An 11,649-nucleotide genomic window follows, 5' to 3' on the forward strand; every position below is an offset into this window, starting at 1 on the left:
TGCACAATTTGATGAGGAGGTACGGTATGCTGGCAATGGATATTCGAAATTTAAATAAGAAATATCCTAACTTTGAGTTGAAAGACGTATCGTTTCAGCTGGAGAAGGGGTACATTATGGGATTTATCGGCGCCAATGGCGCAGGGAAAACAACGACGATTAAATCTATCCTGAATATGATTCATATCGATGGCGGCGAGGTACACATTCTGGGCAAGAATATCGCTGAACACGAAATCGAATTGAAGCAAGAAATCGGTTATGCATTCGGCGGGAGCGATTTCTATACACGCAGCAAGCTCAAGACGTTGACCGATGTTGTTAAGAAATTCTACACGAATTGGAATGATGAGACCTACCGCAGCTATCTAAGAAGGTTCAAATTGGATGAAAACAAGAAAATTGCGGAATTGTCCACGGGGATGAAAGTGAAGTATAGTTTAGCCCTTGCTTTATCTCATGGCGCTAAATTGCTTGTCCTGGATGAACCGACTAGTGGACTTGACCCGGTCGCAAGGGTCGATCTGCTAGAAATTTTTCAAGAGCTCGTCCTTGATGGCGAGATCAGCATTTTATTCTCGACTCACATTACATCTGATTTAGAGAAATGCGCTGATTTTATAACCTTCATTGATAACGGGCAAATCATCGCCAGCGCTGAGAAACATGGTTTTATGGAATCCTACCGATTACTTAGTGGCAGCGAGAGCCAGTTGGAGCAAGTGAAAGAACACCTGATATCCTATAAAATCAATTCATTCGGCTTTACAGGATTGATCCATGCCAAGGACTTCGATCCTTCTTCCGACATTAAAGCTGCTACACCGAGTCTTGAGGAGATCATGATTTATTACGCGAAAAAGGTGGATGCGCATGTATAACTTGGTGATGAAGGATTTGAAATTAGGAATAAATCCTTGGTTCTTGGTATTTCCTTTCTTCATAAATGCGCTAATGCTCGTGCCTGGTTGGATCTATTTTATTCTCCCTTTGTATTTTTGCTGGATCACGGTGCCGAACATGCTCGGTGGATTTAGATCTCAGAACGATTTGATTTTTACAACAATGATGCCCGTTACCAAGAAAGACATTGTGAAAGCAAGGGTAACCGTAATTGGTATCATGGAGTTATTGCACCTTGCAACGGCAATGATATATGGTATATTTACACTTTACCTATACCCGAATCTGACCTATTATTTCTTCGCGCCGCATATGGGTTTTTGGGGATTATGTTTTGTAATGCTCGCGATCTTCAACCTTGTGCTAATCCCTATGTATTACAAGACTGCTTATAAATACGGTGGCGCAATGGTCGCATCCATTACGGCCACGATTCTTTTTGCCGGGATTGCTCAATGGGTTGGCATCCAGAGTCCGTTTGTGTCCGATATTTTCAATGGTTCCGGCGCTGACAATACGCTGCTTCAACTATCTATTCTCATAGCAGGAATCGTGATATTTGTTGCATGCACGATCATTGCCTATCGAATTGCGGTGAAACGTTTTATGAAAGTGGAGATTCTATGAATGTATCGATTTCAAACACATCAGACAAACCGATTTATCAGCAGCTTATTGAACAAATCAGTGCTCAAATTCTGAAGGGGGAGTTAGAAAACGGATTTTGTTTGCCACCCATTCGACAAGCTGCCCTGGAGCTTGGTGTTAGTGTTATCACCGTAAAGAAGGCCTGGGAAGAACTCGAACGAAGCGGGTTGATCAATACCGTAACAGGTAAGGGATGTTTTGTAGCTGAATTCTCATCTGATGAGATGCTGCGCATACGGAACGAGATGATTCTGAAGCAAATGACAAGCGACACTTTATACTACAAATCTTTTGGACTCACGCTAGATGAGGTTGTGGAGTTGCTGACAAAGATTTATTAGCAGCTTCTTTACTTTGAAAGAAGAGTGGATGACTGTCGTCAGGAACTATGAGAACTTTTGCAAGGAACGATGAAAGGGTGGGGATTCATGGAAGTGAATGTGGTAGAACGTTTACCAAATCCAATTATCTTAAAAAAGCTGATGAAAATCCAAGCAGCACTTAATATTATTCTTTGTCAAGATGAATGGCTTCGTTACCATAGCTATGTTCAAGATTGGGATGAGGGTGTTTGTATGGCGAAGATAGATAATGGAGCAGGTGATCATCTAATTATATTGTTTTCCCCTGAAGGCTCCATAATAAAAGGTTTCGATCATGAATCCGAGTTAAGCCCATATGCGCAGGATGAACATAAAGTATGGCAAGGGATTTATGAGGCCGTTCCAAAGGAATTAATCTCTTTACTTGAAGACGATGCAATTGAACAAGACGATGTGACCTTTTGTATTTGGCGTGAAAACAGTGATACATTCTGGCACAAGGGAAAAGTTGAGATTCCAGAAGGCGGAAGCGATGGTTCTGATTTTTTAGTGGGCTGTATATTCCATACACCAGACGATTTTGTGGAATTTGCAAGAGATTATTATGAATTATCGCTATCATTAGATGTTGTTGCACAAATTTACGATAATGTTCCCATTACGGCAGAGATAATCAATATCTTAAATCCCGACTGTGATGCAAAGGAAGTTCTTCAAGAATTAGAGTTATTACGCCTAAGAAGTTAGTGAAGATAAAATAGCCGCAATGTAAAATATATACAAAACAGTATTGGGAATTTTGGAATTGTCTGATATTATTAAATTGAATCAAAATATGTGTGACTGGCGTAACGTAGGCTAACTACGGGGGAGCACATATTTCATAAGCCGTACGCCTGGGCAAAGTATTTGATCGTAGATCAGATGCTTTTTTTGTTTCAATTGTCGAATGGTTTATGTGCATAATTCAAAGAATTATAAATCAAGGAGGCTTCCATGATAACCAAAGAAACTATTCAAGAAAACCTAACGAACTGCCTCGATGATACCTCATTTCTGAATGTACCCGGGTTCAGGAGAGATAAAGTTCGCGACACATATGATCTAGGTGATTCTCTAATTCTGATCACCACAGACCGCCAAAGCGCATTTGACAGGGTTCTTGCCAATATTCCGTTTAAAGGGCAAGTATTGAACCAACTTAGCGCATTTTGGTTTGAACATACCTCGGATATAGTAAGTAACCACGTTATAAATATCCCGGACCCGAATGTTACTATAGGAAAAAAGTGCAAGGTATTTCCGGTCGAATTCGTAGTGCGCGCCTATCTTACGGGTTCAACTGACACCTCGGCATGGGTCCAATACTCACAAGGTATCCGAGACCTATGCGGCAATATTCTACCCGATGGAATGAAGAGAAATCAGAAGTTCGAGGAACCGATTCTGACTCCTTCAAAGAAATCAGCAGCACATGACGAATCGATTTCGGCTGCCCAAATCGTTGAAGAAGGTCTAATTGACCAAGAGACCTGGGAGCATTTGCGGAAAATTGCATTCTCGCTATTTGCCAGGGGCACAGAGATCGCAGCTAGAAACGGATTAATCCTTGTAGATACCAAATATGAATTTGGTATTGATGACAAAGGAGAGATTCTACTCATCGACGAGATACATACACCTGACTCTTCCCGCTATTGGATGCAAGAGACATACGAATCGAGGTTAGCCGAGGGCAAGGAACCTGAGAATATCGACAAAGAATTCCTGCGACTTTGGTTCAGGGAGCACTGCGACCCTTATAAAGATAAAATCCTGCCTGCCGCACCTGATGACCTTGTTATCGAACTATCGCATCGCTATATCCGCCTCTACGAAATGATCACCGGCAAGGAATTTTCGGTCGACAGTACGCATTCTATAAAAGATCGGCTTAAAAAGAATTTACATGCCTATCTTTTCTAAGCGAAATTCCCAAACAGGGCGTAATTTGAAATTACGTTGCACAAATTTGCAGACAGCTTGAATACGCTCATGGTTGCCGCAGATGCGAAAGGAGAACGCAACAATGAAAAAGTACATTCTCTTCGATCACGATGGGGTGCTGGTTGATGGTATTACAAAGCGGGAGAACGGGCTCTGGCTGACATTGGATTTACCTTGGATAAAGATCAGTACATGCGCGACATGACTCAGTCATTCGGAACTTGGTCCCAAGCTAGGGTGGCAGGTATTGATGAACAGATCATCAACAAGCAGCGTGAGGTACGCAACGTCTATTATCAGGAATATCTAAGAACAGAAGCCATAGAGATCGAAGGCGTAGTTGAAACGCTAGCCGAACTGTCAAAGTATGTCCGCATGGCCATCGTGACGACTGCAAAACGTGCGGATTTTCAACTAATTCACGAAAACCGCCAGATTGTACAGTTCATGGAATTCGTCCTTGTTCGCGAAGACTACGAGCGCACCAAACCGCACCCGGAACCTTACTTGACCGGCCTAAAGCGCTTCGGCGCTGCCAAAGAAGAGACCTTGGTTGTGGAGGATTCAAACAGAGGGTTAAACGCAGCCGTGGCGGCTGGTATCGACTGTGCTATTGTCCATAACGACTTTACACAAACACATGACTTCTCACAGGCCAGCTATCGAATCAAAACTCTAATTGAACTTAAAGATATTATCATGGGCAGCCACCTGGTATGAGGCAGGGTAATTAGCAAAATTAGCAACAAGCAGATTGCCTCAACAGGAAAAACTTTACATGGGAACAAGTGTTCCTTATACTTAGAGGGAAACATAACTTAATATTGGGAGTGTTCACTTTGTCAGAGATTATCGGTGGTTCTTCTTTCGTCTTGTTAGTCAAAAATTTGGAACAAACAGTTCAGTTTTATTCCGATCTAGGCTTTAATTATGAAGTGATCGGTGACAAGGTACCTCACCACCATGTTTCGAGAGGTAAGCTGACTCTCATTCTTGTTGAAGCTAAACAAGAAGACGAGGTGAAACCAATCAGTTCCAGATACGAGGAACAATATTTTGATGTATTTTGTTATACGGATGCCGTTGACTTAATAGCTAAAGAAGTTATGGATAAAAATATAACCATCATTAGAGATCCGAATTACACAAATCATTGGAGCGAGTTTACATTCCGTGATCTCAACGGCTATCAAATTACCGTTGGTGGACAAGTTGTAAATAAAGAACTTATTTCATAATAAACTCGGGAGAGTTTAAACTAACGGCTTAAACGTTTATTCAGGAGTAGTTTGCCGGCGGCAACTGCTCCATTTTTCATTAAGCTAAAGAGCAGTAAAACGGAGCAAACAATGTTTTCTGTTATTGTTTTTAAAAAAGGAATTAATCAACTTTCTTGAATGATTACTTATCACTTATGACAATGATCTTGTGGGGTGCTCTTGATCAATGAAGTTATCCATCAATCAATTTTCCGATCTGACTGGCATCAGCAAAAGTACGCTACGATTCTATGATGATAAGGGTTTGCTGTGTCCGCAGGAAAGGCTGAACAACGGATATCGTGTCTACACGTTAGGGCAAATGAGTGACGCGAAACTCATCAACAGCTTAAGGCAAGCCGGAATCAGCTTATCGGATATTTCGGGCTTTCTTGAAAGCGATTGTGATCGCCAGGAATCCATTATCGAAGCGTGGCGTGAGGAAACGGAACGGAAATTGTTGACGATAAAACTGGCCAAGCAATATTTGAACCAATTTCGGCCTGAGTATAATGACCTTCATTTGTTGAATTGGAGCGAACCCAAAACATTTATATGGATTCGTGATAAAATCCCGGCAGCTAGCGAGCTTCCTTTTAAAGAGAAAGTGAATGAACATCGCTTTTCATTAGAGAAACTCGGCGTCAACGTGGTGAGTCATGGCTATGCACTTATTCATGATCTTGAGAACGAATGGTTGTTAGGTGAGGTTGGATTCGAGATTGCATCGCAAAACTCTGTGATGAAGATTGATTTCAATAATATGGATTTGCGTATCGAAAGCATGCAACCCATGATGTGGGTATCGTTAACTAGTCACAAATCCCTCAAACATAGTTGTCAACGGGTGTTCTCTTTTATTTCAAAGAATGGATTTATTCCCGCAGGCAGTAGAATTCAACGCTATTACGACCATTTAGATGATTACTACGAACTCATGATACCTATTGTAAAAAAAGATTGACCTTCAGGTTACTTGAACGTTTATTGTTATCTCAGACAATATAGATATTCATCCTGGGAGGATATAGCATGAACAAACTTGGAGTAAATCGTTACGATGGCGGTTGGATCAAAGTAGGAAGTAACCGCAAGGAAGCTATTGAATGGTACTGCATAACACTGGGACTCAAAGTAAGCTGGGACTTACCAGAGGAAAAAATGACCCATCTCAACTTCCCGACAGAAGGTGGAATCACGCTGAAAGGCTTAAATGACGGTGAGTCGGTGCTTCCAGAGGCAAACGTACGCTTTTGCTTCGAGACGCTTCGACTGCAAGATGCCTACGATGCGGTGAAACGGTCAGGAACTCGCGTATCTGAAATCTATGAAGGTCCGGGTTACGTGCAATCGTTCGACTTTTACGATCTGGACAACACGCGCTTGACTGCTGTAGATACTCGCCAAGTGATCCGAGATCGGTTTCCTGATGCATTGTTCGCGTCGGACTCGATTCGCATCGGCGTGTCAGATCTACAGAAATCGATTCAATGGTATGCCGATTACCTTGGTTTTGAGGCGATTCAGCAGGACGCTACATATGCACTCTTGAAGAACGAAGAGGGGTCTGTAATTACGTTGGAGAAATTACCAGCTGATGCTTTCAACGGCATACAGGATCCGGCTGTGCGACCATTCTTCGTCATCGAGAGCAGCAATCAGTTCTTGGCTGCTCATGAGTTGCTGCGTAACGAAGGCATTGAAGTTTCATCGATAGAAGGCAATGTCAATACGCTGGCTATCTATCATCTATACGATCTCGACGGAAATCGTATTAATATTTGGACATTTGGCTAAGTGGTGTCATACCTAAAACATTAAGTTAACGAGAGGCTATAGTTCAACCAATAAAGCTGCAGTAGATCGGAGGATCAGCTGCAGCTTTTGTTTTAGTGAAGGGCAGGATAGTTATTTGTTGAGATGTGTTTGGTAAGCAAGTCACTACAAGATGAACTTGATGGAGGTATAGATGATGAATTCTGATTTGGAAGTACTTAATTCCTCGATAAAAAAAGAAGCAGATGAAATACTGAACGGAAATGGTTTATTGAGAATTTTAGAGGGATATGGGAAAGTATCTGTAAGCGGAAGCTACTTGTTGGACCTTGGAGAGATTTAGATATATATTTAACCAACGATAGAATGAACGAAAAAACTTTTTTGAATTAGGCAAGGATATTTCGTTATGTATTAAACCTTCAAAAATGAATTATCGAAATGAACTGATCGGGCGTAAAGAACACTTGCCAAAAATATACTATTGGGGATGTTACACAGACATTAATTCAAATGCTTGGAAGGTTGATGTTTGGGCGATTTCTCAAGAGGAATTAATGAAAAAGAGAAGGCAATTCATGATTTAAAATCTCAAATTGATGTAGTTCAAAGAATTGCTATTATGAACTTAAAGAATAGTGTATATAATCATCCATTATATCGCAAAAAATTCTTTAGTGTTGATATCTATAATGCAGTAATCAATGATAAGGTTAATAATGATGACGACTTTAGAGAATGGTTACTACATAACAGAGAAATCAGATTATAAAAACGATCGTTGCGCTATCATCGGAACGATAGCTCAACAAACAATGACGGCAGCCGGTCAGCAAGATCGGCTGTCGTCGCTGTGCAAACGGGCAGCATCGTTCAATAAGAAAGCTCCCAATCGATTTCCAAGTACTTCATGGAACCTTATTTACTTTTTGCTTGATTTAGTTGTATTACTGCTCGTCATTGTTTGTTAAATTGTTTATTGTGTCAGTTGTTGCATCAACAGCATTCATTGCAGCATTTTCAGTTGCTTCTAACCCTTTATGAACAGAATGAAATACAGCCCCGGCGGTATCCTTTACTTTCTTCGAGACATTTTGGGAATCTCGTTTGTTGGTTTGATTAGACATTATATTCACCTCCTACACGTCTTTAATTTGTGTAAAAAAAAATATGTTATTCAGCAACGATGGAAAACTAATAAATTGGCCCCCTGCAGATTATTAAATCATTCAAGGTATGCTCGGTCATGAGAAAGCATCGACCACTCAAATCTACGCACAGCTCCACTGCGAACGTCGGAGAGAGCTTTATCGACGGTTCTTTTAAGTTTTTATTTGTGTTGGTGGCGATCCCATTTAGAAAACCGCCGCTGTCCAACTAAAGGGCAGGATAGTGAGTGACAGTACTTTTGAGATGCCGAGGGACGGGCAGAAGAGTTGAGCTACAGTATCCATCGGTAACTTCAACTTGTTAGAGTAGTAACAAATTGAAAGAATGTTTAAGTATAAGTGTTGCATGCATCTGAGTTGAAGGATAGAATTGGAAAAAATAATATTCAGGAAATGGATGGGAGAGTATTATGTATCCAATTAAAATGGTATTGTTTGATCTAGATGATACACTCTTACAATTTGACGACTATTGGGAAAATAGTGTTAAGGACGCGTTCAGAAATCATTTTTTCACCAGTGAAATGAATAGTGACGATTTATTTGAAGTCTTTTGTAATGTAGAACAATTCTTAGTAAAGAAATTAGATAGCAAACAAATTTCTTTTGACGAATATCGGACTAAACGTTTTCTCTATTCTATGGATCAAATGGGGAAAACAACGGATGTAGAAACGGCAATTAACTTTGAAATGTTCTACCAATCAATAAGTAAAAAGCATATGAAGCCTAATGTGATGATAAACAAAACCATTAAGGATCTTAGTAATTATTATCAAATAGGAGTATTGACGAATGGAAGCAAAGGGTGGCAGGATGATAAATTGGAGGCAATCGGATTAGATGGTATCATTCCAAAAGAGTATGTTTTCATATCCGAAGTTATCGGTTATGAAAAACCAAGCCCAGAAATTTATCATTATGTTCTAAGTATAACTTCTTTACCACCAGAACAGGTACTTGTCGTGGGCGACTCTTGGACAAATGATGTTGCGGCTCCAATACAATTAGGGTTGAAAGCCATATGGTTAAATAAGAGGAATTATCAAGTACCTCAAGAGCCTCGCCCTCTAGCAGTGATTACCGAAATAGAGGAGTTACGTGCGATTTTGTTGTCACACGTAGGGGACTGTCCCCATGATTGAGTACCTTATTCGCGGTATTCCAACGGGAGAACGTTAGTTGAACATTGACACAGCTGCTGCCGACATCAGTTGACAAGTGCTAGCGAGCGCCATATTATTGTTATGTTGCTTTGCTTTAGTTTGATAAATCATCAATACATTCGTATAACCCCACGAAAAACAGGGTGGGGGTCTCTACAGGAAGCCTTAACTTCCTTGCTACGAATATGGAATCGAGTTTCAACGATTCTATATTCGATAGTAAGGAAGTTTTTTTGTTTCCAATATAAGGCGGAGAAAACCCAAGGAAGGAATCATAAAGATGAAATACAGATTTTTGGTTTTGTTAGGCGCAGTCTGTTACGGCATTCTATCCACGATCGTTACGAAGGCGTACGCAAAAGGTTATACGCTCGGAGAGGTCGTGGGAAGCCAATTGTTGATAGGGTTCGTATTGGCTTGGACTCTCGTTCTATTCATGACGTGGAAGGGAAGATGGAGCGGAAACGTTAGGACGGCGTCTTCATCCGCGACGGCTGCCACAAAGTTATCGTGGAGGAATCGAGTCATCCTGATGATCGCTGGTGTGCCTACAGCTGTAACAGGTTTGTTGTATTACCAATCCCTGCGATATATTCCCAATTCGCTAGCCATTTTGTTGCTATTCCAATTCACATGGATGGGGGTTTTGATCAATTCGGTCGAACAGAGGAGGCGTCCGAACGGCATCATGTTGATCACGCTGACCGTCCTGTTTGGTGGGACATTACTAGCGGCAGGCATACTTAATCAAGGTTTGTCCGAGTTTAACTGGAAGGGAGTCATATTGGGCTTTATGTCCGCGATAAGCTATTCGTTGTTTATTCTGTTCAGTGGCAAAGCAGTGCCATCCATGCATCCGTCATACCGAAGCGCCTGGATGGTTACAGGGGGGATGTTATTTGTATTTCTCTTGTTCCCACCCAGCTTCCTGTTCAACCACGCGCTTTTGGAGGGACTGCTTCCGTTTGGGGTAATGCTCGGCTTGTTTGGCGCGTTCTTGCCTCCAGTATTGTTCGCGATAGGAGTTCCGCACATTGGAGAAGGTTTGACAGGCATCCTCGGCGCCGCCGAGTTGCCTGTCGCAGTTATGCTGTCATCCATCGTTCTACACGAGCACGTAAGCTTGCTCCAATGGGCTGGGGTCTTGTTGGTACTGCTAGCGGTTGCGTTTCCGGAGCTGATGAAGCGAACGAGATGGGCCGGTCGCAAAGATACCGTATCCGGTTGACACAAAAGTGCCTGCGAAATTAGCGTTGCATCATCGTTTATGGATGATTGCAGCGCTTTTTTGCGTCTATCGGCGGTTACTGTCGGGTGACAAGAACATAGTAACATTGAAAGCAGCATTCACTGCGGCTTTTTTGTTTGATGTTATCAAGTTCTTGTCAAAATCGAATGACAAGAACTTGATAACATTCGGTCAGGTTAATTTCAAGATATGGTAATATATAGACAGTTGCAAAAAGTTGAAATCCAATTTAATAGCAAAGATCGGCAAAGGAGCGCTGTGACATGAGCCAATTCGTGAGATCCGACATCCTGGCGGGCCTGGATGCGGAGCGCCGGGCGATGGGCACGACGTCTTCCAGCGGTGACGTAGTCGTGGAGCGTACCGAGGACGGATCGGAGTGCAGGATTGTGTTCGCCAGTTGTCCAGCGGACGGGATCGATGAACTGATCCGCCGGGAGCGGGACGCCGCTATAGCCGGTGGCTATAGTCTGGAGTGGAAGTACTACGGCCACGACACGCCCGAAGACCTGCCCGAGCGGCTCGTCGCCGCCGGGTTCGAGGCCGACGACGAGGAGGAGGTACTGGTTCTGCTGCTGGACGAGGCATCGCTAGCCACCTTCGGGGATGTCGATAGGTACGATATCAGAATCGTCCGGGACGAGCGCGACCTGGCTGACTACGCCGAGGTGTCACGCGAGATTGGCAGGCGAAACGTGGAGGAAGAGCGGCGGGCGCTGGCTCTAAAGTTGAAGGGGAGTCTGAACGAGATGAGCATCCACATCGCTTACGTGGACGGCGAGCCCGTCGCCTGTGGGCGAGTCTACTTCCGAACCGGCGGGTCATACGCCGAACTGACCGGGGGCCGCACCAAGATCACCCACCGGCGACAAGGCCATTTTACCGCGCTGGTCGCCTCGAGGCTGCAGGAGGCCCGTGACCGCGGTCTGACTCATGCTTTCGTCGACGCGCTGCCGACTTCCGCGCCGATTCTGCGGAAGCAGGGCTTCCAGTTCGTGACGCGGACACGGCCGTTCGTGTTGGAACAACCGCCGAAGTGAGCGGATCTTTTTTTGCACTGACAGAAGGTTTTAGCATAATAAGTAAGTGAAGCATCCGTTCACTATGAACGGATGCTGTTTGCATAATTAAAGGGTAATTTTACACAAATTCCAATAAAAGGAATAGTAT

General features: G+C 42.9%; 15 protein-coding genes and 2 riboswitches. Of the genes, 14 read left to right on the top strand and 1 reads right to left on the bottom strand.

The features are described from left to right. Window positions 1-26 precede the first annotated feature (26 nt). From H8B09_RS06465 to H8B09_RS06515, 11 genes are all read left to right on the top strand, one after another. Entirely contained in the window at window positions 27-881 is an 855-nt protein-coding gene (locus H8B09_RS06465) for an ABC transporter ATP-binding protein (RefSeq protein ID WP_191202583.1), read from the top strand. Then, window positions 874-1,530 (top strand): ABC-2 transporter permease, encoded by a 657-nt coding sequence (locus H8B09_RS06470; RefSeq protein WP_191202584.1) that lies wholly within the window; start codon window positions 874-876, stop codon window positions 1,528-1,530. Before H8B09_RS06465 ends, H8B09_RS06470 begins: the two co-directional genes overlap by 8 nt. Continuing rightward, on the top strand, window positions 1,527-1,892 hold the full coding sequence (locus tag H8B09_RS06475) for a GntR family transcriptional regulator (protein ID WP_191202585.1): 366 nt from the start codon (window positions 1,527-1,529) through the stop codon (window positions 1,890-1,892). Before H8B09_RS06470 ends, H8B09_RS06475 begins: the two co-directional genes overlap by 4 nt. An 87-nt stretch (window positions 1,893-1,979) precedes the next feature. Further along, a complete protein-coding gene (locus H8B09_RS06480) occupies window positions 1,980-2,621 on the top strand; it encodes a hypothetical protein (protein WP_191202586.1) in 642 nt (213 codons plus the stop codon). An 82-nt stretch (window positions 2,622-2,703) separates the two neighbouring features. Further along, window positions 2,704-2,783, top strand: a riboswitch (ZMP/ZTP riboswitch). An 87-nt stretch (window positions 2,784-2,870) separates the two neighbouring features. Next, entirely contained in the window at window positions 2,871-3,839 is a 969-nt protein-coding gene (locus H8B09_RS06485) for a phosphoribosylaminoimidazolesuccinocarboxamide synthase (RefSeq protein ID WP_191202587.1), read from the top strand. Window positions 3,840-4,052: 213 nt separating this feature from the next. Then, window positions 4,053-4,580 carry an HAD family hydrolase gene (locus H8B09_RS06490; protein ID WP_224753278.1) on the top strand — a complete coding sequence of 176 codons (528 nt, stop codon included), beginning with the start codon at window positions 4,053-4,055 and terminating at the stop codon, window positions 4,578-4,580. A 119-nt stretch (window positions 4,581-4,699) separates the two neighbouring features. After that, complete coding sequence (locus H8B09_RS06495; RefSeq protein ID WP_224753279.1) at window positions 4,700-5,098, top strand: VOC family protein; 399 nt, start codon at window positions 4,700-4,702, stop codon at window positions 5,096-5,098. Window positions 5,099-5,306: 208 nt separating this feature from the next. Then, complete coding sequence (locus H8B09_RS06500; RefSeq protein ID WP_191202589.1) at window positions 5,307-6,083, top strand: MerR family transcriptional regulator; 777 nt, start codon at window positions 5,307-5,309, stop codon at window positions 6,081-6,083. A gap of 68 nt (window positions 6,084-6,151) precedes the next feature. Further along, window positions 6,152-6,916 carry a VOC family protein gene (locus tag H8B09_RS06505; RefSeq protein WP_191202590.1) on the top strand — a complete coding sequence of 255 codons (765 nt, stop codon included), beginning with the start codon at window positions 6,152-6,154 and terminating at the stop codon, window positions 6,914-6,916. A gap of 172 nt (window positions 6,917-7,088) precedes the next feature. Beyond that, window positions 7,089-7,238: a hypothetical protein gene (locus H8B09_RS06510; RefSeq protein WP_191202591.1), complete on the top strand. Its 150-nt coding sequence runs from the start codon at window positions 7,089-7,091 to the stop codon at window positions 7,236-7,238. A gap of 189 nt (window positions 7,239-7,427) precedes the next feature. Then, window positions 7,428-7,667 (top strand): hypothetical protein, encoded by a 240-nt coding sequence (locus H8B09_RS06515; protein ID WP_191202592.1) that lies wholly within the window; start codon window positions 7,428-7,430, stop codon window positions 7,665-7,667. A 175-nt stretch (window positions 7,668-7,842) separates the two neighbouring features. Here the strand turns inward: H8B09_RS06515 and H8B09_RS06520 are convergent, their stop codons facing one another. Continuing rightward, the gene (locus H8B09_RS06520; RefSeq protein ID WP_191202593.1) at window positions 7,843-8,022 is read right to left on the bottom strand and encodes a hypothetical protein; all 180 of its coding nucleotides are present in this window, start codon (window positions 8,020-8,022) and stop codon (window positions 7,843-7,845) included. A gap of 452 nt (window positions 8,023-8,474) precedes the next feature. Here H8B09_RS06520 and H8B09_RS06525 point away from each other — a divergent pair, with 452 nt between their 5' ends. The 3 genes from H8B09_RS06525 (at window position 8,475) to H8B09_RS06535 (ending at window position 11,519) form a co-directional block, all read left to right on the top strand. Then, window positions 8,475-9,209 carry an HAD family hydrolase gene (locus H8B09_RS06525; RefSeq protein WP_191202594.1) on the top strand — a complete coding sequence of 245 codons (735 nt, stop codon included), beginning with the start codon at window positions 8,475-8,477 and terminating at the stop codon, window positions 9,207-9,209. A 120-nt stretch (window positions 9,210-9,329) separates the two neighbouring features. Continuing rightward, window positions 9,330-9,430, top strand: a riboswitch (purine riboswitch). Between the two features lie 80 nt (window positions 9,431-9,510). Beyond that, window positions 9,511-10,458, top strand: a complete 948-nt coding sequence (locus H8B09_RS06530) for an EamA family transporter (protein ID WP_191202595.1) — start codon at window positions 9,511-9,513, stop codon at window positions 10,456-10,458. Window positions 10,459-10,742: 284 nt separating this feature from the next. After that, window positions 10,743-11,519, top strand: a complete 777-nt coding sequence (locus tag H8B09_RS06535) for a GNAT family N-acetyltransferase (RefSeq protein WP_224753280.1) — start codon at window positions 10,743-10,745, stop codon at window positions 11,517-11,519. The last annotated feature ends 130 nt before the right edge of the window (window positions 11,520-11,649 follow it).

The sequence above is a fragment of the Paenibacillus terricola genome, assembly GCF_014779765.1.
Lineage (GTDB): Bacteria > Bacillota > Bacilli > Paenibacillales > Paenibacillaceae > Paenibacillus_T > Paenibacillus_T terricola.